Consider the following 22,512-nt stretch of genomic DNA (forward strand, 5'->3'; position numbering starts at 1 on the left):
GGCCTCAATGTGCTGCAGGGCCTGCGTCTTGCCGGCGCCGACATGATCATCGGTGTCGACATCAACCCGGACCGCAAGGCCTGGGGTGAGAAGTTCGGCATGACCCACTTCGTCAATCCGAAGGAGGTCGGCGATGACATCGTTCCCTATCTCGTCAATATGACGAAGCGGCACGGCGATCTGATCGGCGGGGCCGACTACACCTTCGACTGCACCGGCAACACCAAGGTCATGCGCCAGGCGCTCGAGGCCTCGCACCGCGGCTGGGGCAAGTCTGTTATCATCGGGGTGGCCGGCGCTGGCCAGGAGATCTCGACGCGTCCCTTCCAGCTCGTCACCGGCCGCAACTGGATGGGCACGGCCTTCGGTGGCGCCCGGGGCCGCACGGATGTGCCGAAGATCGTCGACTGGTATATGGAGGGCAAGATCCAGATCGATCCGATGATCACTCACACCATGCCGCTCGAAGACATCAACAAGGGCTTCGAACTCATGCATAAGGGCGAGTCGATCCGCGGCGTGGTGGTCTACTAGCGCCATGAAGACGATCTCGACCGAAAAGTCGTTCGGTGGCGTTCAAGGCGTGTACTCTCACGTTTCAGAGGCTTGCGGATGCGATATGACGTTCGCCGTGTTCGTGCCGCCGCAAGCCTCGGAGCGGAAGCTGCCAGTCCTCTGGTATCTGTCCGGCCTCACGTGCACCCACGCAAACGTCATGGAGAAGGGGGAATATCGACGTCTTGCCGCAGAGCTTGGCGTCATCGTGGTGTGCCCCGACACCAGCCCGCGCGGCGATAACATTCCCGATGAACCGGACAATTGACAGTTCGGAAAGGGGGCGGGTTTCTACGTGGACGCCACCGAGCCACCATTCTCCGCGAACTATCGCATGTATAGCTACATCGCGGACGAGCTGCCTGAACTCGTTGCGCCGAGTTCCCTGCCGACATGACGCGTCAGGGGATTTTTGGTCATTCGATGGGCGGCCATGGCGCAATCACGATCGCCCTGAAGAATTCCGGACGGTTCCGAAGCTGCTCGGCGTTCGCTCCCATCTGCCACCCGAGCGTAGCAGGTTGGTCGAGGCCAGCATTCGAGAAGTATCTTGGTGTCGACGAGGCCACTTGGCGATCGTACGACTCTTGCGCCCTCATCGAGGACGGCCGGCGCCTTCCGGAACTCTTTGTAGATCAGGGAAGCGCCGACGCATTCCTCGCGGACGGATTGAGACCCGCCGAGCTCAAGAACGCCTGCGAGGCGGCCGGCATAAAACTTACGTTGAGAATGCAGGAGGGATACGGCCATTCCTACTTCTTCATTTCGACGTTCATGGATGACCACCTTCGCTGGCATGCGGAAAGACGGGCGAAGTAGGGGCATTAGGTCGGTCGGAGCATTCCGCTCCGGCCCAGCAGGGAGGGAAAACACCCCATAAGTAGCATCAATATCCACCCCGTCGTGGATTCCGGTTACCGGGCGACGGACGCCAGCTTTTCGGGCGGTACGCTCGTCTGCAATTGCGCAAGCAACCCGGTGAAGGTGAAGGTCAGCGGCGATATCGCTCACAATCACGCCTGCGGCTGCACGAAGTGCTGGAAGCCTGCCGGCGCGAATTTCTCGGTCGTGGCAGTCGCTCCGACGGACAAGATCGAAGTTCTTGAAAACGGCAACAAGCTCGCGGTGGTCGATCCGGCCGCCCTGATCCAGCGCCATGCCTGCAAGGAATGCGGGGTCCACATGCACGGGCCGGTCGAGCGAGAGCATCCGTTCCAGGGCTTGTCGTTCATCCATCCCGAGCGCTTTGAAGGCAAGGGTTGGGCACAGCCCGGCTTTGCGGCCTTTGTCTCCTCGATCATCGAGAGCGGTTTTGATCCTTCGAAGATCGACGAGGTCAGGTCGAAGCTGAGGTCGTCCGAGCTGGAGGCCTATGATTGCCTCTCGCCCGGCCTGATGGACTACATCGCGACGTGGACCGCCAAGAAGAGTGGCGCGATGGAGAACGCGATCACGATCGAGAACACCGGGCGAATCCGCGCCAAGCTGGTAGCCGAGGCCGCAAACGGTCCGGTATCCTTCCAAGCCGAGAAGGAGTTATTGGAGAAGGGCGTGATCATCCTCCCGGATCTTTTCGTGAACGCCGGCGGGGTCATCGTCAGCTATTTCGAATGGGTGAAAAACCTGACTCATATCCCATTCGGCCTGATGGAGCGCCGACGTCGCGAAAGGCGAAACGCGCAGATCACCAGCGCGATGGAGTCCATGACTGGCAAGGACTTCCCGGAACACATGAGGGACGAGTTCCTCGAAGGAGGCAGCGAGATCGATCTGGTTCGATCGGGTTTGGACGACGTGATGCGCGGAGCGTATCATCGTATGGCCACCGTGCTCAGCGAACACCCGGAGATCAGAGATTTCCGAACGGCTGCGTATTACGTTGCCCTCAAGGAGATTGGCGACGCTTACAAGGCAATCGGGATTTAACGGTGCAAGTCGGCGGAATTCCGAATAGGGAAAAAAGAGACCTATATGAGCCCTTCAGTGACAGAGAGAAAACCAGGAGCAAGTCATGTGCCGGAACATAAAACCTCTTTTTAATTTCGATCCACCGGCGACGGACGAGGAGATTCATGACGCCGCGCTCCAGTTCGTGCGGAAGGTGAGCGGAACGGCGAAACCGTCGAAACGCAATGAGGCCGCGTTCGAGCGTGCCGTCCGTTCGATCGCGAACTGCGCGCGCGAACTGCTCGATTCGTTGGAGACTTCGCAGCCTCCTCGCGACCGTGAGGAAGTAGCGGCAAAGGCGCGCGCGCGAACAGCAACCCGGTTCGCGTAGACGCGCGGCCAGAAAGCCGGCATCGAAGGTGGAAGGTCTGCTCGCTTTTACACGTGGTGGCCACATGGCAGTCCAGGTCCGCAACTTGGCTGCACCGGGACGCGCTCAAGGAGCGGCAATGAAGAGGCTCGCACATTTTTGCTCGTCGCCGCAACTGCTGAGCCTGGAACCCTAGCTCCGGGTAATTTCCTCCATCCAGGTTAGAGTTTGGAACACAGTCGATAGGCGTCCTGGATCGAGGCATAGATGTCTCTGCTGGCGATGGCGTCGCCAATTCGGTGAAGCTCAAAATGTGCTTTCGCCTCTGTCGGGAGAACGTCCATTGTCGTGTCGCCAAGCAGAAGCGCGATGTCGGTCACGCCCTGATTTGCCGATTTGGGCTTGAGATCTTGGTAGACATCCTCGGCTGGAACGGTGCCGTTTTCGATGATGACCTGATCCGTGGCGATCTCTGTTTCAGCTTGAGTGAATTCGTTGCGGAACACCGCGATCAGTTTGCCCGCTGTCCGATAAACCCTCACAAGTCTGATATCGACCAGGGATCGAACGCCGCGTTCGGCGATGCGCTTGCGGAAGCCGACCTTATCGGGATAGGGCGTTTCGATTGCCAACGCGTCGTCTGGCGTCGCAACGCAGACGGACGCGCCCTCAGAGGCAAGCTGAATCCCACACGAGAGTGCCGCCTGACGGCCCGTTCCATCATAGACGAGGATGTCGGCCTTGGCGGCAACCGAGCCGCCAAGCACATCCCAGACGCTGTCGCAAAGTTCGGCGCCCTCGAGCCATTCCATATCGGGAATGCCGCCTGTCGCGATCACCGCGATGTCGGGCCGTTCCGCCAATACCATCTCCGCGTTTGCGTAGGCATTGCAACGGACGTCGACACCGAGATGTTCGAGTTCACGAACGCGCCAGTCAACAATGCCCAGCAGATCTTTTCGGTCGGATGCTCTTGTTGCAATCAGGATCTGTCCGCCCAATCTCGAACCCGCTTCGAAAAGCACGACGTCGTGGCCGCGTTCGGCGGATACTCGTGCAGCTTCCATCCCCGCGGGACCACCGCCGACAACGACCACGCGCTTCCGCGTGGTTGCGCGATCAATATGATGGTTTAAGCGTGTTTCGCGTCCGCTTGCCGGATTGTGGATGCAATGAACCTTCTTATAGAGACAGTAAGACGCTCCGACACAGGGGCGAATGCGATCTTCTTCACCGTTGATGATCTTGTTGACGATGTACGGATCGGCCATGTGGGCGCGCGTCATACCGATGAGATCGACGATGTCGTCACGAATGGCGTGGCGCGCCGTGGCCACATCCCTGACGGCGGCGGCGTGGATCAAGGGAAGCCTGGTCGCACGCCTGAACTTCGCAACATGCTCCAGAAACGGTGCGCTCTTCTGGAAGAGCCCCGGCATATTGGTTTCGGTCAGGGCCAAATCGGTATCCATGCTGCCATAGATGCAGTTGAAGTAGTCCAGAAAGCCTTCGCGTTCGAAAAGCGACGCTTGTTCGAGGCAGTCTTCAAAGTCCGATCCACCCTCTGTCCCTTCATCGATCACAAACCGGATTCCAACCAGGAAATCGTCGCCGACGGCCTTGCGGATCGCCTCGTGCACCATCAGGCCAAACCGGGCCCGGTTGGCGACCGAACCGCCGTAGGCATCGTTCCGCTTGTTGGTGAGCGGCGACAGAAATTGTCCGATGAGATGACCTCCGGTCACCGTTTCGACACCGTCAAGCCCACCTTCGAGACATCTCTTCGCGGCATCGGCGTAGTCCCGGACAATGCGTCTTATATCCGCATCATCCATTTCCTTCGGAAAGTTGCGGTTGCGTATCTCGCGAACCCGGGAAGGGGCGAGCGCCGGCAGCCAATTGCCGCCATAGCCGGTCGCTCGTCTGCCGAGATGCGAGACTTGCGACACGACGACCGCTCCCTGTGCATGCACGCGGTCCGCCAGGTTCTGCAGGTGAGCGATGATACGATCACTGGTGAGATCCAATTGCCCGCCGCCCCAGCTCGAATCCAGCGAGGTCATCGCCGATCCGCCGATCATCGTCATCGCGAGGCCGCCGCGCGCTTTCTCCTCATGATAGCGGATGTATTTCTCCAACGGCAGTCCGCCTTCATCGAGCATTGATGCATGGCTGGTGCTGACCACCCGGTTTCGCAACTCTAGCCGTTTGATGCGAAAGGGCTGAAGGAGAGGGTCGGCGCCCCCGGCCTCCATATTGTCATGCGCGAAGACAGAGCTCTGGTCCAAGAAAGTATCTCTTGCTGTGGTTGATCCGCTTTCCGGATGATTTCAAATATTCGCAAGGCCGTGAATGTTGAAAATAATTAGTGGGGGTATACGCTGGGCGTATGTCGACAATCTCGCGTCTAGTTCCTTCCGCCAGAGGCCTGTTCGTATTCGAGGCCGCAGCCAGAAATCGCAGCTTGACCGCTACTGCGGGTGAATTCAACGTCACCCAGCCCTCGATCAGCCGTAGCATCGCCCAACTCGAACGGGAATTGGGTATTCGGCTCTTCGACCGCAGCCCGAAAGGCTTGGAACTGACGGATCAAGGCAGGTCGCTTTATGCTGCCGTACGCGAGGGTCTTGGTACCATTGGCGCTGCAATCACGGCGATTCAGGAGCAGGAGAAAGTTTCAAAGACGGTAGTTACCCTATCGCTCTCAAGCTCTTTCGCAGCACATTGGCTCGTGCCGAGGCTTGGTGCGTTCAAGGCGCGGTTTCCCGATGTCGATCTCAGATTCGATCTCATTTCCGGCATCATGCGGGGAGTGCCTGATAATATTGATTTGGCGACGCGCATCATCAGCGACGATGACCCCCATTATTATTGGTGGGATTTCGCACCGGAAGTGATCGTTCCCGTGTGCAGCCCGGGCTATCTTGAGGCGCATGGCAAGCTGAACCATGAAGGCAATGGGCACGGGCATGTCTTCCTCCACCTGACCGACCATGATCTCAGGGAATGGGGTCGGGTTTGGGGAAGCGTTGCCAACCGGACCACGATGAAAGGAAGCTGGCACGAGTTTTCGGACTATGCTGTGATCTTGGAGGCGGCGATCAGGGGCGAGGGGATTGCCCTCGGCTGGATCAGCGTCATATCGACTGCTTTGTTGAACGGCACTTTGTTGCCTGCCTCCGACCGGCTCTTCAAAACCGGCCGCTACCATCGCTTGATCGCCCCGCGTTCCAGATCGCTTCGCCCCATCGTCGCAGAAATCAGCGAATGGTTGGCGTTGCAGATGGCCAAAGAACTGGAACAACTGACCGATCTTCTAACGTTCGAGGACGGGCAGCAACAGGCAGGTCGCTGATCGGGAGAAGGCTTGAGTGGCGCCTGGTGATGACAACTGCAGAATGCGCTTGAATATTCAGGCAATCGTTACCTTACGCTTCTATAAAGTCAGAACGGGCAGCTTCAGATTTACTGCTGAACGTGACACGCGGTTTGTGAGGCACCATGATCTGTCGGCGCAGTTTGACCTTTGTCGGTATCTATCTCGCAGTCTTGTCTACATCTCTGTTCTTTTCGACATACCCTTCGAGCGCGTCGGTCCTGCTTGAGGACCAAACCTGGACTGAACTGCGCGATCTTATTCGATCTGGAACAACGACAATCATTGTGCCGATCGGGGGCGTCGAACAAAGCGGTCCCGCTATGGCGCTCGGCAAGCACGATGTACGAGTGAAATATCTCGCTGGAAAGATAGCCGAGCGGCTCGGCAACGCGCTGGTTGCGCCTGTGGTATCGTATGTCCCCGAAGGTTCGATCGATCCGCCGACCGGACACATGAAGTTTCCGGGCACGATTTCGATCAGCGACAAGATTTTTGAACAGTTGCTCGAATCCGCAGCCCGCAGCTTTAAACTGCACGGCTTCACGACCATTGTCTTGATCGGCGATCACGGCGGCTATCAAGCCGACGAGCGTTTGGTAGCCGATCGCCTGAACCGAGAATGGGTCAATAGGCGAGTGAGAGTATTCGCGGCGCTTGAATATTACAAAATCACCCAAGGCGCCTATGTCGAGAAGCTTTTGTCCGCGGGTGCAAAGAGTAATGAAATCGGCACGCACGCGGGCTTAGCCGATACATCGCTCATGCTTGCCATCGATCCATCAATGGTCCGCACGGATCGCATCCACGCGGCTCCGAAGCTTGGTGCGGCCGACGGCGTCTACGGTGGCGATCCGGCGCGATCATCCGCCGAACTTGGCCAAATCGGTGTGGATATGATCGTCAATGGGACGACCGATGCGATCCGCCAGTTCATCGCAAATCAGCGGCGGCCGCAATGACGAGAGGACACAATCGTTTCAAGGCAATATCCGCTTTCGTCTTATGTATTGTTGCGCTGCAAGCGGCCTCAGCTTCAGCCGACCCCTGCGCGGAGGCGTGCAGTGAGCAGGCGACGCCGCAGGGAACTGTCAACATCTATAGGGACATAACGTCAGACCACATGTCGCCGGCGACAACAGGTGCGCTGCCACGCGTCTATGTCCCCAATCACGGGTCCGACAGCGTATCGGTCATCGACAGCGGGACGCTAAAGGAAGTCGACAGATTTCAAGTGGGACGGCATCCGCAGCATATCGTGCCGTCCTGGGATATGAAGACGCTTTGGGTGGCCAACGACGCCGGTCTGACAAGCAAGGGCAGCCTCACTCCCATTGACCCGAAGACGGGAAAACCCGGTAAGACAATTCCGGTAGACGATCCCTACAACATGTATTTCATGCCGGATGGCAGTTCAGCGATCATTGTCAATGAAGCATACAGGCGGCTTGAGCTTCGCGACCCACAGACGATGGCGATTCAATCGCTTATTCCAACGCCTACCTGTCATGGCATCAACCATGCGGATTTTGCTGCCGACAATTCCTATGCGATCTTTACTTGCGAGTTTGCCGGAGGCGGCCTCGTGAAAGTAGATTTGTCGGCCAGAAAAGTCGTCGGCAATCTCACCCTGTCCAAAAAAGGGATGCCGCAGGACATCAGGCTTTCACCGGACGGCAAGGTTTTTTACGTCGCCGACATGATGAATGACGGCGTCTTCCTGATTGACGGCAGCAGCTTAAGCGAGATCGGTTTCATTCCGACCGGCCTGGGGAGCCATGGACTTACCGTCAGCCGCGACGGAACTCAGCTCTTTGTCGCAAACCGCGGCTCGCACAATATGAAACGAGCAGGTCCACACGGTCCAGGCAGCGTAACCGTGATCGATTTCGCAACCCGTTCGGTTGTCGCCCAATGGCCGGTACCTGGCGGTGGCAGTCCCGATATGGGAAATGTCAGCGCTGACGGCAAACAATTGTGGCTATCTGGTCGCTTCGACAGCGAGGTCTATATGTTCGACACCACCTCCGGGGCGGTGAGAAAGGTTCGAGTGGGCGTCGAGCCGCACGGCCTGACCGTTTGGCCACAACCTGGCAGGTATTCGCAAGGCCATACCGGCAATATGCGTTAGTTTGGATGGAAATACGTCTGCAGTAGTGTTCCGGGCTATTGCCATTCTTTCAAGCAGACTGCTGAAAAACCGCCAGCGTTTTGTTGGCGATGATCCCTATTGCGAGGCCGCGGGCGGGGCTGCGAGGCGTGGGTGACTGCAGTATAACGTCTTCCTCTAACGGCAGCGAAGATGATCATCCGCCATCCTGTTCCGATCGGTCGCGGACAGGCAAGTCGGGCGAGGTGATGAGCCGGCCGAATGGAGGACGATCAAGCCCATTGCAGGCATGTCGTTACTCCCTTTGGCCACGACCCGATCCGGTTTGTCGAATTGCGCCGAAGGGTGGGCGGAATTAAAACTTACGTATGAAGAAGCTCCGGATCACCTTGGCTGAGATGCTCCTCATAATGGTCGGTTTGCTGGCCATTATGGCGCTCGCCATGGGCGTTCCGGATGTCCCCTCGGGAACGAGCCACCTTGAGCTGTACCAGATAACGGCGACATCGGCCTCGCTGGATAATTCGCAAGAGTGTGACCAGGCTGACCACAGCGACGCAAGCAACCAGACGCACCAGTCGAAACATCATCGCAAATGCTGCCACACCGCGACCTGCCCTGTCTTCGCGATCATCACTTCACAGCAACAGCTCACAGGTCCTGAGATCGTGCGGACATTCTTCGCATGGTATTGGCCGCCATTGTCTCCTCCCGATCCTCGGGGCTTTCACCGTCCTCCGAAGCGTCTTGCGTAGATCCGCCAGGCGTCTTTGCGCTCGGTAGGACAAGTCGTTCCTTCCGGCACGCGTGAAGCTCGAAGCCAGCCGACACGTACGACCAAGCCACCGAAATTGGCCGACGTCTCCCGACATGGGTTTAGGCGAGCTTCAAACGCTTCTTTTATGACAGCGCAGGTCAGCCCGGCGGTTGGCGAGTTGTTTCCAATTCTATTCGAGTCCTTGTTGCCTGCCCGATCTCCGCAGGAGCCGGCGGCATGTTCGAAGGAGTTTTCGATGTCGACCACTACGACTGATATCAGCAGCCTCCGTCAGGTTCCCCGTCGCCTTTGTCGCGCATTCTGGGAGTCGATTCCACGGTCCATACGGCGAACGCCGCTTATGTTCCGCACCGGACGATACATCTACCGTACGTTCACAAGGAACACCGCACGGGTTCAATCCCACTACACCCATTTCATGCGCAACCCGCCGCTGCTGTCGGTGATTGGAACGCTCGCGTCCGGATATCCGCGCAACGGCGTTGTCAAGGTCGCGTCGATCGGCTGCAGCACGGGGGCCGAACTGTATTCGGTCCTCTATGCGATCAAACGGGCCCGGAGCGATCTGCACGTCATTGCGCGCGGCGCGGACATATCAGGCACGGTCGTGGAGGTTGCGAGGCGGGGCGTCTATTATCCGGATGTCCCGGCCGCTGAAGGAAGCCTATATGCCCCGGGAAGGGCGGAAGTCGCAAGCGCCGACGTACCGTCGCTCGCTGAGATCTTACAGCCTCTTCCGAATGGCTCGCTGCGGGTGAAAGAGTGGCTCAGACAGGACATCACCTGGCTCACGGCTGACGCGACCGACGGTCGGTTGCTGGACCTCGTCGGGCGGCAGGATTTCCTGCTGGCGAACAATTTCATGGGACCTATGGATGACCTCATGGCCGAGCGGTGCCTCCGCAACGTGATGAGGCTGGTCGCTCCGGGTGGATATCTGGTCGTCGACGGCATCGACCTCGACGTCAAGACCAAAGTGTTGAAGGCATCCGGATTCCGGCCAGTGCTCAGCCGCCAAGACGAGATATGGGCGTCGGAGGAGTCGAAGAGTGGCTGGCCGTGGCTTCGCTGGGCGCGGGAGCCGCTGGATCGCAGCGCCCCCGACTGTGCTTGGCGGTACTCGGTCGTCTTCCATTTTGAAGAGCGATAGCTCGTGACTTTGCGCCGGCCGCCGAAGTCCTGTGGCCGGTGACCTCCTGTACGGAACCACGACAATGTTATTATCGACCAACGACGAGACACTACGCGAAAACCTGGATCAACCACGATCGGAGGGAACGGCAGGACGCCGGTTCATGCCGGCGATCGTATCCGGTGGAGTTTGGATCGTCACGGCGAAGATCGTTTCGCAACTTTCGCAAATCGCGACGTTTTTCGTCGCGACACGCATGCTCAGTCCGGCCGAGTTCGGGCTTTTTGCCTTCGTTTCCGCCATTGCCATGCTGGTGGTGGTGATGGCGGAGGGCGGATGGGCAGAATTCATGATGAAAGCGCCAGATGGCGATGACTGCTTCGACCAAGTCACCACCATCTCCCTTATCAGCGGCGTTTCATTTACCACCGCCGGCGCGATCGCCGCAGCCGTTTTCTACACACTCACGAGCGATGAAACTCAGAGTGTGCTTCTTGCCCTCTTCAGTTGCTGGATGTTGCCCGCGGCTCTGACTGCGGCTTTCGATGGAGCACTCGTCGCCTCCGGACGCCTGCGTCAGCGTGCGATGGTCAGGATCGTGGGGGAACTCTCGGGCCTGATCACCGCAATGGCTTTGCTCCACCTGCATGGTCATGCGTCGGCATTGGCGGCGGCCAAAATAGTTTGTCAGCTCGTTCTGCTGATAGGATCGATGGCGGCCGTGATGCGACTGCCGCGCCTTTATTTGACGAGACCCATGTTTGTCGAGGTCGCAGCATTTTCGCGCCAGATCGTCGGCAATCGTCTGGTCGTCTTTCTCGGCTCCTATTCGGGCACACTTGTCGTGGGGAGTTTTCTCGGAGTAGCGGATGCCGGCTTCTACCGTGCGGCCGAGCGTGTCGTCGCGGTTGTTTCGGAGCTGCTGGCCGAGCCGGCCCGGTCGTTGAGCTGGGTGGTTTTCCGGCGTGCGCATTCGACGCGATCGATCGGCTCCGCCGGCGCCAGGTTTCTTCTCATTCTCGTCGCCATTGCCGCGCCCATGTACTTCGGATTGGCGCAGGTATCCGAGCCTGTCGTACGTCTCATGCTTGGCGACGTTTGGCTGCCGGCAGCTTCCATAATCCCCTTCTTTTGTCTGCGCCAATTGCTGCTTTCGCCCGGTTACATCAATGAGGCGTCGTTATCCGTGGTTGGCGGCATCCGATACCGGCTTCCTATCACACTGTTGAATGTTGCCGTGTCGCTTGCAGTCGTCGTCGCCGTCGCGCGATTTGGGCTACGGGAACTGGCTATCGCTCAATGCTTCACGGCGGCGTTCGCACTGGCAACCTGCATTGGATTGCAATCTAAGATCGCCAGTGTGAATTGGCTCAAGATTTCGAAAGGCGTGGTCCTGCTGATCGCGCCGTCGAGCCTCATTATGGTCGCGACCGTCGCACTTGTCCGACAGAATTTTTCCGAGGGCTTGCCATGGCGGATCGTTGTACTCGTTCAGATCGCCACAGGCGCGCTGGCCTATGCCGCCGCGTTGAAAGCCTTGGTTGGGTTGACCAGGCGGCTTCGGTGGCTGACGCTGGAGTAGGGTGTCAAATCCGCGTTCTATCGCCCTGGGGTCGCTGACAATGCCGCGCCTCTAGTCAGCTTTGACACTTCCTCGCCAAGCCGGCCGAGTTATGGAACATTCCGATGCAACCAGCGTTCGGATGTATCGGCTTTTTTGCCGCCAAGCCCGTCTTGTGCGATGTGGGTCTAATGGCGGCGCTCGCCAAGCCTCCGGGAGGCATAACGATGGCTCACGATATGATCACCCACAATCCTCACAGCACGGCAAGCGTTGCCGGCCATCCTGTCCATGCAATGCTGATACCGTTCCCGATCGCTTTCTTCGTTGCGACCTTCGTTTGCGACCTGGTCTTCTGGCGAACCGGCAATACAGCCTGGGTCACCGGCACGCTCTGGCTGCTCGGGGCGGGCTTGGTGATGGCCGCGCCGGCCGCTCTTGCCGGCCTCACCGACGTCCTGGGCGACGCCCAAATCCGCAACCTGCAGGACGTATGGCTTCACGCTGGCGGCAACGTCCTCGTCGTTCTGATCGAGCTTTACAACTGGTATTCCCGATATGCTCACGCAGAGGCGGCGGTGGTGCCGGTTGGGCTCGTCCTTTCACTGATCGTTGTTCTGATCCTCCTCTTCACCGGCTGGAAAGGCTGGGGAATGGTCTATCGGCATCATGTCGGCGTTGCCGACGGATCGGACGACGTTCGCTGAAAAACGGTGAGCGTGCTTGTGATAAGATCTGGCGAGTGCCGGTAAGGTTTGATCGGCGGCTCTCGCCAGGAGGGTGACCTTCCAGTCGCTACCGACCGCAGCCACAGTTGGCCGCATGTGCCATGCTGAAGCGCATTCTCCGCAAGATTGGCAAAGGTATCCCATGATGCCTCGGTCACCCGCGCTCGCGGGAGAACAGCTCTCTCCCTGCTCCTGTCGCTGAACCAAAAGTTGTTCTTTTGTCCCATGGCCATCCACCTGTGACAGAACCGCACAGGATTGCCTAAGTGCCTAAAGATATATTGTAGATATATGTTTATGGGCATACATCGATCCGGTCACTATCAAGTTATGGAGATCGAAATGGCTAGAGAACTGAGCGCGGCAACCAAGGCAGTCGTGCGAGCGACAGTGCCTGCGCTGGCGGCTCACGGCGCGGAAATCACTGCTGCCATGTACGTTCTGCTTTTCCAGGATGAGGAGGTTCGCAACCTGTTCAACCAGTCGAACCAGGGCGAAGGCGGCCGGCAGACGAAGGCTTTGGCGCAGGCGATCCTTGCCTATGCGCAAAATGTCGACAACCTCGCGGTACTCGGACCTGCGGTCGAACGGATCGCGCAAAAGCATGTCGGCCTGCAGATTCAACGCCATCACTATCCACATGTCGCGACTGCGCTGCTCGCTGCCATCAAGCAGGTTCTGGGCGAGGCGGCGACCGACGAGGTGCTTGCAGCCTGGGGCGAGGCTTACTGGTTCCTGGCGGATATTCTGATCGGCAGGGAAAAGCAGGTCTATGACGAGCTAGGCTCAGCCGAAGGCGGATGGACAGGATGGCGTCGCTTCCGCATCGCAGACAAGCGCCGCGAAAGTGACGTCATCACGTCTTTCGTTCTGGAAGCCGAGGATCAGGGGCTGGTCGTACGTCACCGACCCGGCCAATACCTGACGTTCCGGATCGAGCTGCCGGGAAGGGGAGAATACCGCCGCAACTACAGCATTTCTTCGGCGCCGAATGGCAAGACATACAGAATTTCCGTTAAACGCGAGCCTTCGGGGGCCGTTTCGAATTATCTGCATGACGACGTGGTGGTAGGTGATGTGCTCGATGTTGCGGCTCCGGCAGGGGACTTCTTCTTGAAGCAGAACTCGTCTCGGCCTGTGATCTTGCTGAGCGGCGGCGTCGGCCTGACCCCTATGGTCAGCATGTTGGAGGACATGACCGCCAGGAAAAGTGCGATAGATGTATATTATGTTCACGGTGCTGAGGACGGGAAGGCGCATGCGATGGGCGAGCATGTGCGTAAACTCACCTTCGGTCACCAAGGGATAAGATCGGCGATCTTCTATCGGACACCGCATTCCGATGACCGCAAGGGCGTTCATTACGACCAGGAAGGTTACGTTACCCTTGAATGGCTTGCCGAAAACACGCCACTGAAGGACGCCGACATCTATCTCTGTGGACCGAAGCCGTTCCTCGCCGTCTTCGTTAACGGATTGGCCAAGGCCGGCGTTCCCAAGGACAGGATTCACTATGAATTCTTCGGTCCGGCGGACGATTTGGCTGCCTAATTCTAGCATCGGGCGGCTGGCGTTCGCGCTGCCGCCCGATTTTATTATGCGGAAAACGAATCGGGAGAGACGCTCATGCGGCTGACAGTTTATTCTGACTATGCCTTGCGGCTGATGATGTATCTCGGTCTCAGGAGGGATGGTCTGTCCACGATCGACGACGTTGCCGCGGCTTATGGAATCTCCAAAGCTCACCTCATGAAGATCACTCATGATCTTGGCAGGAAAGGGCTGATTGAAACGGTTCGCGGTCGCCAGGGAGGCATGCGCCTGGCAGAACGCGCATCCTCCATCAGGGTCGGGGATATTGTCCGCGCTTGCGAGCCCGACTTCGCGCTGGTGCCGTGCATGGAGGCAGAGGGCGGAAGCGGCTGCGCGGTCCTGCCGGCCTGCGTCCTCAAGCGCGCGCTTGCAACCGCAGCCGCAGCCTTTCTTGACGTCCTGGATGGTTACACCCTAGAGGATCTCGTCGGACCGACGGTAGCCCTGCGGCAACTTCTGGGCATCGAGACTTCCGAGCCCTTGCAGAACCCGGCGCCAAATTACTGATTGCGCTCTTGGGCATCGATGTCTTGAAAATCGTTTGAACCCCCGTGAAACAGGAAGCCAACTGAGCGGGGCGATAGCGGCGGCCGACAGCGTTGCGGCCGAGAAGCGCTCATGCGGGTTTTTCATTGCGCCTTCCCGAGATCCGCCCTTCCGGTGATGAATGCGGCGGAGGGCACGCCATGACTTCCAGAGATGTTTGATACTATCTCTCTGCTCCATTGATGCATCGCCGAACGAAGTTTCCCGCATGCACGATTGCCTGACGTCCCGCTTCGAGCTTTGCGTTCCACAGCGGCCATGCGTGGATCATGCGCGGCCAGATCTCAAGCGTCACCTCGACGCCAACTTCGCCCGCGGCGGCCGCAAATCTTGTGGCATCGGCAAGCAGGGTTTCATCCGAGCCGACCTGGATGAGAAGCGGCGGCATTCCCTTCAAATCGGCATAAAGCGGAGAAACGCGCGGATCCTTGCGATGCTCGTGCGCGGGAACGTAGGCTTCGGCGAGCTCAAGCAAATAGCCTTTGTGAATGAGCGGATCGATCGCATCCTTCGTCTCAAGCGTCGTGCCGGATAGGGTCAGATCGGTCCAAGGTGAGATCAGCCAGCCGCACGCCGGCAAGGCTTCGCCGCTGGCGAGCAGTGCGTTGATCAGCGAGACGGTGAGACCCGCGCCGGCGCTATCTCCGCCGATGGCGATGTGCTCGGCCTTTATGCCCTGTCCGCGCAAAAAGCGCCAGGCGGCGATTGCGTCATCAAGGGCCGCCGGGAACGGATTTTCCGGTGCAAGCCGGTAGCCGACAGCGAGCGTTCGTGCGCCCGCCGCCCGCCCGGCTTCGGTCACCAGGCGGCGATGGCTGACGATCGAGCCCGAGCAATAGCCACCCCCATGGAAGAACATGAGAATATGCGAAGCATCGCTGCCCGGCGCCAATGACCATTCCGCGGAGAAGCCGTTCAATTCGACCGCTTCCACTTTGATATCGTCGGCAATCGGCCAGGCAGCCCCGACCTCCTCGATTCTATGCCGGCGCTCCGCCCATCCGACGGGCCGCGGCTTGGAACTCAATAAGGCGCGGATGGCATCGATTTCACGGTGGTCCGTCATCTTGATCTCCAAATAGGCCCGGATCGGATCGTTGCTGGATTTCAGTGGATGCAGATGTGATTGCCGCCGGCGGGGCACAATGTCGCCAGGCTCGTTCTGTCCCGTTGGGACATTCTTAGGGAATGCCGTCTCAGTTTTTCGAGCTCTCGGCGGTAGAATAGAGGCGGCTTTGCGCGGTTGCAAGAACGCAGCAAATAACGCTCGGCGGCTGAGCCAAGGTGCCCTCGCCGGGCAGGGTGCCCAGGAGTGGCACATCCTGGGAGCCTACGACGTGTCCGGCGATGACGCGTGGTAATCTGGACACGTTCCGTCGCATGGTGCCGGTCGGCAAGGTGGGATCTAGTGGTACTTAGATACTGGAATTTTATTGCGTCAACGGGAGAGGCGCATGGTTTCAGGAAATGCACCTAAGGTTATCGGGCGCGTTCTGGTCGCTGAGCGCAATCCACTCGTCATGGCAGCGCTTCGCGGACTTTTTGAAAACAAGCCCGGGTTTGCGATCGTTGATACCGCGCAGAGCTCGGCTGAGCTTTTTCAGAAGCTTGCCGCTGTCGAGGCGGATTGCCTGCTTCTTAGTTGGCAATTGGACGACGCGGACGCCCCAGATGTGCTTACGGAGATCGGCAGGCTCGGGTTTGATCCGCGCGTTGTCCTCTTTGCTGACAAGAACGATCCCTCTGTGCTTCAAGAGACGATCCGGCTAGGCGTTAATGGCCTTTGCTATCAATTCGAGGATCCGGAAATCCTCTTTGCGACCCTGACCGCCGTTATAAAGGGGCGGATCTGCATTCCCTATACGATGCTTTCCAAGATATCGAACACGCCGTTCCAACAGCTCACGTCGCGCGAGACGGAGTTGCTGGGCATGCTCTCCCACGGCTGGTCCAACATCCAGATCGCCAGCCGCACCGGAATTTCCGAAAATACGGTGAAATACCATCTCAAGAATCTCTACGACAAGCTCGAGGTGCGCAATCGCGCCATGGCCGTTGCCCTTTACGCCAGGGAACGCCGCCGCAAGGTTGGCTGACCTACCCGTCGGGTAGTCCCCGCCTGCCCACCCATGAGAACCGACCACCCGCAAGGGCCGCAAATGCGCTGCCCATCCGGCACTATTTTCTGCCCGAAGGAGTGTGGTGGAGCGATCGTCCAGAAGGCAGTCTGTGTGTCGAGGAAACGTTCGTTCTCGGACCAGCATGCATCGGAGGAACCATGGCAGGCTACAATCATCTCTTCATTCCCGGCCCCACCAATATTCCCGAACAAGTTCGCCAGGCGATGAACCTGCCGATGGAAGACATGCGCTCGCCGCGCTATCCGGAATTGACGCTGCCGCTCTTTGCCGACGTAAAAAAGGTGTTCAAGAACCACAACGGTCGAGTGTTCATCTATCCATCCTCGGGCACCGGCGCTTGGGAAGCAGCAATGACGAATGTGCTTTCGCCGGGCGACAGGGTGCTGATGAGCCGCTTCGGCCAGTTCTCTCATCTCTGGGTCGACATGGCCGAGCGCCTCGGCTTCGAAGTCGATTGCCTTGACATGGAGTGGGGTACGGGCGTGCCGGTCGAGCTTTATGCCGAACGTCTCGTTGCCGACAAGGCACACAAGATCAAGGCGGTGTTCGTGACGCATAACGAAACGGCGACAGGCGTGACGTCTGATGTCGCCGCCGTCCGTGCTGCGCTCGATGCCTGCGGTCACCCGGCGCTGCTTTTCGTCGATGGCGTCTCCTCGATCGGTTCGATCGATTTCCGCCAGGACGAATGGGGCGTCGATTGCGCCGTCTCCGGCTCGCAGAAAGGCTTCATGCTGCCTGCTGGCCTGGGCTTCCTCTCGGTCAGCCAGAAGGCGCTGGACGCTGCCAAGACTGCGCGCCACATGCGCTGCTACTTCTCCTTCGAGGACATGATCAAGACCAACGATACCGGCTATTTCCCCTACACGCCGCCGACACAGTTGCTGCGCGGTTTGCGCGCCGCGCTGGATCTGATCTTCGAGGAAGGTCTGGAAAACATCTTCGCGCGCCATCATCATCTGGCAAATGGCGTCCGTGCTGCAGTTTCCGCCTGGGGGCTGAAGCTCTGCGCGACTGAGCCGAAATGGCATTCCGACACCGTATCGGCAATCCGCCTGCCCGAGGGCATCGACGGTGTCGAGGTGATCAAGCATGCTTACCGCGCCTACAATACCTCGCTCGGCAGTGGCCTCAGCAAGGTGGCCGGCAAGGTTTTCCGGATCGGCCATCTCGGCTCGCTCAACGAAGTGATGGTGCTGGGCGCACTCGGCGCTGCCGAGCTGACGCTGCTGGATTGCGGCGTAAAGATCGAGGCCGGCTCAGGCGTGGCGGCGGCGATCAACCAGTTCCGCTCCGCCGCTGCAACCGCAGCCGCCAAGGCAGCCTGAAAAGACGCGACCGGGAGAGCATCATGAGCCACACCATCAACCATCTTCGCCGGCTTCGTCTGCAGCGCAGCGAGCTTGCCGTACCGGGTTCCAATCCGGATATGATCGAGAAGGCGGCCAATTCGGACGCGGATTATATCTTCCTCGACATCGAGGATGCGGTGGCGCCGCCGGACAAGGAGCGTGCCCGCGCCAATATCGTAAAGGCGCTGAACCAGATCGATTGGCGGGGCCGCGGCAAGACCATCTCGGTGCGCATCAACGGGTTGGACACCCATTATATGTACCGGGACGTCGTCGATCTGATGGAGCAGGCCGGCGACCGGATCGACACGCTGCTTGTTCCGAAGGTCGGCGTTCCGGCCGACCTTTATATGGTCGAGGCCATGGTCAAGCAGATCGAGATCGCCAAGGGCTACAAGACCCGCGTGGGTCTCGAGGCACTGATCGAAACGGCGCTCGGCATGGCGAATGTCGAAGCGATCGCCTCTTTCGGCAGCCGGCTGGAAGCGCTGCATTTCGGCGTCGCGGATTATGCCGCAAGCCTAAAGGCCCGCACCGTCAATATCGGCGGCCTCAATCCGGACTATCCCGGCGATCAGTGGCATTTCGGCCTGTCGCGCATGACGGTGGCCTGCCGCGCCTATGGCCTGCGCGCCATCGACGGTCCGTTCGGCGATTTCTCCGATCCTGACGGCTATAAGGCCGCTGCTCGCCGGGCTGCCGCGCTCGGTATCGAGGGCAAGTGGGCGATCCATCCCAGCCAGATCGCGCTCGCCAACGACATATTCTCGCCGCCTGAAAAGGAGGTCGATCGCGCCCGCCGCATCATCGAAGCGCTGAAGCTCGCCGAGAGCCAGGGCAAGGGCGCGGCGTCGCTTGACGGCAAGATGATCGATGCTGCCTCCGAGCGCATGGCGCGCAACGTGCTCGCCACGCATGACGCCATCACCGCCAGCCGCTGAGAGGAAACAGACATGGACATCCACGAATATCAGGCCAAGGAACTTCTCTCCCGCTACCAGATCCACATCCCGCGCGGCGGCCTCGCCTATAGTCCCGAGCAGGCGGCTTATCGCGCCCGGGAGATCGGTGGCGATCGTTGGGTCGTCAAGGCGCAGATCCATTCCGGTGCCCGCGGCAAGGCGGGCGGTGTCAAACTCTGTTCGTCCGACCACGAGATCGTCGACGCCGCCGACTCCATGCTCGGCCGCACGCTTGTAACGCACCAGACCGGGCCGCAGGGAAAACTGGTCAGCCGCCTCTATGTCGAAGAGGCGATGGATATCGAGCGGGAGATTTATCTCGGCTTCGTTCTCGACCGCAAATCCGAGCGCATCATGATCGTTGCGTCGTCTTCGGGTGGCATGGAGATTGAGGAGATCGCCGAGGCCGAACCGGATTCGATCATCCGCGCAACCGTCGATCCCGGCGTCGGCATGCAGGATTTTCAAGCCCGCGAGATCGCCTTCGGGCTCGGCATCGACAATGCCCTGATCGGCCGCGCGACGCAGACGCTGCTCGGCTGCTACCGCGCCTTCCTCGACTATGACGCATCGATGCTTGAGATCAATCCGCTGGTCGTCACCAAGCATGGCGATCTCGTGGCGCTCGACGCCAAGATGAGCTTCGACGAGAATGCGCTCTTCCGCCGGCCGCATATTTCCGAAATGCGCGATAAGAGCCAGGAGGACCAGCGCGAAACCTATGCGTCCGACCGCGGCCTTTCCTATGTCGGCCTCGACGGCAACATCGGCTGCATCATCAACGGCGCGGGCCTGGCCATGGCGACCATGGACATGATCAAGATCGCCGGCGGTGAGCCCGCGAACTTTCTCGACATCGGCGGCGGCGCCTCGCCGGAACGTGTGGCAAAGAGCTTCCGCGCCGTGCTCCGCGACAGACAAGTCGAAACGATCCTCGTCAACATCTTCGCCGGCATCAACCGCTGCGACTGGGTGGCCGAGGGCGTGATCAAGGCGCTGCGCGAAGTCGGCGTTCCGGTTCCGCTCGTCGTTCGCCTTTCCGGCACCAACATGGAGGAGGGCCGGCGCATTCTCGCCGAATCCGGTGAAAACATCATCATCGCGGAAACGCTGGCGGAGGCTGCCGACAAGGCTGTCAGTGCCTGGCGTTCCTACACCGCAAACAAAGCTGCTTGAGGGAGGACCACGCCATGGCCATTCTGCTTGACAAGAACACCCGCGTGATCGTGCAGGGCTTCACCGGCAAGATCGGCAGTTTCCACGCCGAGGATATGAAGCGCTACGGTACTAACGTCGTTGGCGGTGTCACCCCCGGCAAGGGTGGGCAGACCCATCTTAACACGCCGGTCTTCAACACGGTGAAGGGTGCGATTCAGGAAACCGGCGCCGAAGCATCGATCGTCTTCGTGCCGCCGCCTTTCGCCGCCGATTCGATCATGGAAGCAGCAGATGCCGGCATCCGGCTCTGCGTCTGCATCACCGATGGCATTCCCTCCCAGGACATGATCAGGGTCAAGCGGTATATGAGACGCTATCGTTTCGAAGATCGCATGACGCTGATCGGCCCAAACTGTGCGGGCATGATCACGCCGGGCGAGGCGCTGATGGGAATCATGCCGGGTTCGATCTACCTGCCCGGGAGGATCGGTATCGTCGGTCGTTCCGGTACGCTCGGCTATGAAGCTGCGAGCCAAATGAAGGCGCTTGGCATCGGTGTTTCCACATCGGTCGGGATCGGCGGAGACCCGATCAACGGCTCGTCCTTCAAGGACATGCTCGAACTGTTCGAAAAAGATCCGAATACCGACGCCGTGCTGATGATCGGCGAGATCGGCGGCCCGCAGGAGGCGGAAGCTGCGCTCTGGGCACGGGACAATATGAAGAAGCCGCTGATCGCCTATATTGCTGGCCTCTCGGCCCCGAAGGGCCGGCGCATGGGCCATGCGGGTGCGATCATCTCGGCTTTCGGAGAGTCGGCCCAGGAAAAGGTCGAGATTCTGAAGGGGGCAGGTGTTACCATCGTGCCCACACCATCCTCGTTCGGCGAGACGGTGGCTGAGGTATTGTCCACCCTGAGCAAAGCGGCTTGAGCAGGCACTCCCCGCAAAGACGGTGATCTGCCTTGCTGGTTTGGAAAAGAGGCCAACGCAGTCGAGCGGCGCGGCCGGAGCACGGCGTTTGACTCTTGCGGACACGATGTCTGTTAGCGGGAGAAGGTGGCGAAGAGGTTTTGAATCCAACACGCCGAGCCAGCAAGTGTGGATGCGTCTTCGCCAAATTCAACTCAAATCGATCGGATGGCCAACGAGTTCAGCAGCCATGCAGAATCGATCGAGATGTCGATGCTGACGTCATTAAGAAATGCCCATATCTGGTCAGCGAGCCCGACATAGACCCAAACCTTCTGATTGGCAGGAAATGCCATGCTCGTGAACAGGTTTATGATCCGGCGCTCGCCTGGGACCGCCTGGACGCTTTCGCCCGGGAAGCTCTCGCCGTCACCACTACAATCAAGGCCCGCGACAAACCATTGATCGCTGACCTCGTTCGCTGGATCGACGTCCTCCCAGTTCCAAAACACCGCTAGAACCAGTCTGCCGCGTGTCGTGGCATGAAAATCGGACCAGCCCCATTCATCGTCGGTGGAAATATTGTGGCGACAAATGAGAGCAGACAGATCTGCCTTGACCTGAAGAATGCCAGTTCGAAGCGTCTTGAAATGCACCAGATAGCCAGTTTCCCGATAGGCGCAGATAAGATCCACGTCGGACGCATCGTGGTTTCTGGCGACGAGCTTTGATCCCAATCGCGCAGTCTCATCGAGATAGGAATTATTCGCGACAATTGCCCCGTCACCAGATGCTTGATTTTGTTCGAAACGATCCCACGATCCTCCGAACGGCGGATAGAACAATTTCTCCTTGTCGGGGTCCGGCAAAGGAATCCAAATGATAGGCGGCGGCTGCGAAATGATATCGGTGATACCGCCAACTACCGTCTCGTGGGGTCGAAACCGATCGTTGCTTTTCACAAATCTTCCGACTTGTCGGTATGCATGATCATGGATCCCCTTGAGTGCCGACAAATCGACGCCTGCCTCCTGGACCGCGATCAGCGAGTTGTAACGGATCCCAGGACCTCGAAGATCCGGTGATCGGTCGGCCTTTATGGTGGTCCGAATTTTGTCGCGTAGCTCGGCCGAAAAGACTTCGCTTTGCTGCTTCGAGAATGAACGGCGCAACTCCTCCAATCTCTCCACATTTTTCCGCCATGCCGCATTCTGATGACGTTCATGGATCGCCTCGAGCTTTTGCAACTCGGGCGCCTTCGAATCGAATTGTGTGCTTTGAATGCTCTCTTCTGTTCTCATAACATCCCTCCTGAGAACGAGAGGCCCGGCGGTGGTACGATAGCATAGATT

At 59.0% G+C, this 22,512-nt stretch carries 19 protein-coding genes and 3 pseudogenes; 19 read left to right on the forward strand and 3 right to left on the reverse strand.

Annotated elements, in window-relative coordinates:
• The 5 genes and pseudogenes from K290_RS0130410 to K290_RS0130425 form a co-directional block, all read left to right on the forward strand.
• The coding region (locus K290_RS0130410; RefSeq protein WP_028755150.1) for a zinc-binding dehydrogenase at positions 1–534 on the forward strand (534 nt) is incomplete at its 5' end.
• A 4-nt stretch (positions 535–538) separates the two neighbouring features.
• A pseudogene (gene fghA, locus K290_RS35400) lies at positions 539–1,374 on the forward strand (S-formylglutathione hydrolase).
• 57 nt (positions 1,375–1,431) lie between these two features.
• Positions 1,432–1,995 (forward strand): annotated as a pseudogene (gfa, locus tag K290_RS38115) (S-(hydroxymethyl)glutathione synthase); the annotation flags it as partial.
• A pseudogene (locus tag K290_RS38600) lies at positions 1,990–2,481 on the forward strand (Rossmann-fold NAD(P)-binding domain-containing protein); the annotation flags it as partial. The pseudogenes gfa and K290_RS38600, both read left to right, overlap by 6 nt.
• An 85-nt stretch (positions 2,482–2,566) precedes the next feature.
• Complete coding sequence (locus K290_RS0130425) at positions 2,567–2,833, forward strand: DUF2277 domain-containing protein (RefSeq protein WP_028755151.1); 267 nt, start codon at positions 2,567–2,569, stop codon at positions 2,831–2,833.
• A gap of 200 nt (positions 2,834–3,033) precedes the next feature.
• Here K290_RS0130425 and K290_RS0130430 read toward each other — a convergent pair whose 3' ends face one another.
• Positions 3,034–5,067 (reverse strand): NADH:flavin oxidoreductase, encoded by a 2,034-nt coding sequence (locus K290_RS0130430; protein WP_028755152.1) that lies wholly within the window; start codon positions 5,065–5,067, stop codon positions 3,034–3,036.
• 134 nt (positions 5,068–5,201) lie between these two features.
• Here K290_RS0130430 and K290_RS0130435 point away from each other — a divergent pair, with 134 nt between their 5' ends.
• The 9 genes from K290_RS0130435 (at position 5,202) to K290_RS0130475 (ending at position 14,597) form a co-directional block, all read left to right on the forward strand.
• Entirely contained in the window at positions 5,202–6,167 is a 966-nt protein-coding gene (locus tag K290_RS0130435) for a LysR substrate-binding domain-containing protein (RefSeq protein ID WP_028755153.1), read from the forward strand.
• 146 nt (positions 6,168–6,313) lie between these two features.
• On the forward strand, positions 6,314–7,150 hold the full coding sequence (locus K290_RS0130440) for a creatininase family protein (RefSeq protein WP_028755154.1): 837 nt from the start codon (positions 6,314–6,316) through the stop codon (positions 7,148–7,150).
• Complete coding sequence (locus tag K290_RS0130445) at positions 7,147–8,319, forward strand: YncE family protein (RefSeq protein WP_028755155.1); 1,173 nt, start codon at positions 7,147–7,149, stop codon at positions 8,317–8,319. The genes K290_RS0130440 and K290_RS0130445 overlap by 4 nt, the downstream gene beginning before the upstream one ends.
• Positions 8,320–8,666: 347 nt before the next feature.
• Positions 8,667–9,053 (forward strand): hypothetical protein, encoded by a 387-nt coding sequence (locus K290_RS0130450; protein WP_028755156.1) that lies wholly within the window; start codon positions 8,667–8,669, stop codon positions 9,051–9,053.
• 363 nt (positions 9,054–9,416) lie between these two features.
• Positions 9,417–10,226, forward strand: coding sequence for a CheR family methyltransferase (locus K290_RS0130455; RefSeq protein WP_245276710.1), 810 nt, complete (start codon positions 9,417–9,419; stop codon positions 10,224–10,226).
• A 145-nt stretch (positions 10,227–10,371) separates the two neighbouring features.
• Complete coding sequence (locus K290_RS35410) at positions 10,372–11,790, forward strand: oligosaccharide flippase family protein (protein ID WP_051264266.1); 1,419 nt, start codon at positions 10,372–10,374, stop codon at positions 11,788–11,790.
• A 206-nt stretch (positions 11,791–11,996) separates the two neighbouring features.
• The gene (locus K290_RS0130465; protein ID WP_245276711.1) at positions 11,997–12,476 is read left to right on the forward strand and encodes a DUF2231 domain-containing protein; all 480 of its coding nucleotides are present in this window, start codon (positions 11,997–11,999) and stop codon (positions 12,474–12,476) included.
• A 363-nt stretch (positions 12,477–12,839) separates the two neighbouring features.
• Positions 12,840–14,048 (forward strand): NO-inducible flavohemoprotein, encoded by a 1,209-nt coding sequence (gene hmpA / locus K290_RS0130470; protein ID WP_028755159.1) that lies wholly within the window; start codon positions 12,840–12,842, stop codon positions 14,046–14,048.
• 75 nt (positions 14,049–14,123) lie between these two features.
• A complete protein-coding gene (locus K290_RS0130475) occupies positions 14,124–14,597 on the forward strand; it encodes an RrF2 family transcriptional regulator (protein WP_028755160.1) in 474 nt (157 codons plus the stop codon).
• 202 nt (positions 14,598–14,799) lie between these two features.
• On the opposite strand, the gene K290_RS0130480 is transcribed toward K290_RS0130475, so the two are convergent.
• Entirely contained in the window at positions 14,800–15,702 is a 903-nt protein-coding gene (locus tag K290_RS0130480; protein ID WP_028755161.1) for an alpha/beta hydrolase, read from the reverse strand.
• Positions 15,703–16,090: 388 nt separating this feature from the next.
• Here K290_RS0130480 and K290_RS0130485 point away from each other — a divergent pair, with 388 nt between their 5' ends.
• The 5 genes from K290_RS0130485 to sucD all read left to right on the forward strand — a co-directional run bounded on the left by K290_RS0130485 (position 16,091) and on the right by sucD (position 21,181).
• Positions 16,091–16,732 (forward strand): response regulator transcription factor, encoded by a 642-nt coding sequence (locus K290_RS0130485; protein ID WP_028755162.1) that lies wholly within the window; start codon positions 16,091–16,093, stop codon positions 16,730–16,732.
• A 182-nt stretch (positions 16,733–16,914) separates the two neighbouring features.
• Positions 16,915–18,105, forward strand: a complete 1,191-nt coding sequence (locus K290_RS0130490; RefSeq protein WP_028755163.1) for an aminotransferase class V-fold PLP-dependent enzyme — start codon at positions 16,915–16,917, stop codon at positions 18,103–18,105.
• A 23-nt stretch (positions 18,106–18,128) separates the two neighbouring features.
• The gene (locus tag K290_RS0130495) at positions 18,129–19,070 is read left to right on the forward strand and encodes an HpcH/HpaI aldolase/citrate lyase family protein (RefSeq protein WP_028755164.1); all 942 of its coding nucleotides are present in this window, start codon (positions 18,129–18,131) and stop codon (positions 19,068–19,070) included.
• Positions 19,071–19,082: 12 nt separating this feature from the next.
• A complete protein-coding gene (locus K290_RS0130500) occupies positions 19,083–20,267 on the forward strand; it encodes a malate--CoA ligase subunit beta (protein WP_028755165.1) in 1,185 nt (394 codons plus the stop codon).
• A 14-nt stretch (positions 20,268–20,281) separates the two neighbouring features.
• Complete coding sequence (gene sucD, locus K290_RS0130505; RefSeq protein ID WP_028755166.1) at positions 20,282–21,181, forward strand: succinate--CoA ligase subunit alpha; 900 nt, start codon at positions 20,282–20,284, stop codon at positions 21,179–21,181.
• A 194-nt stretch (positions 21,182–21,375) separates the two neighbouring features.
• On the opposite strand, the gene K290_RS0130510 is transcribed toward sucD, so the two are convergent.
• Positions 21,376–22,461, reverse strand: a complete 1,086-nt coding sequence (locus K290_RS0130510) for a hypothetical protein (protein WP_028755167.1) — start codon at positions 22,459–22,461, stop codon at positions 21,376–21,378.
• Positions 22,462–22,512: the final 51 nt, after the last annotated feature.

The organism is Rhizobium leucaenae USDA 9039, assembly GCF_000426285.1.
Classification (GTDB): Bacteria; Pseudomonadota; Alphaproteobacteria; order Rhizobiales; family Rhizobiaceae; genus Rhizobium; species Rhizobium leucaenae.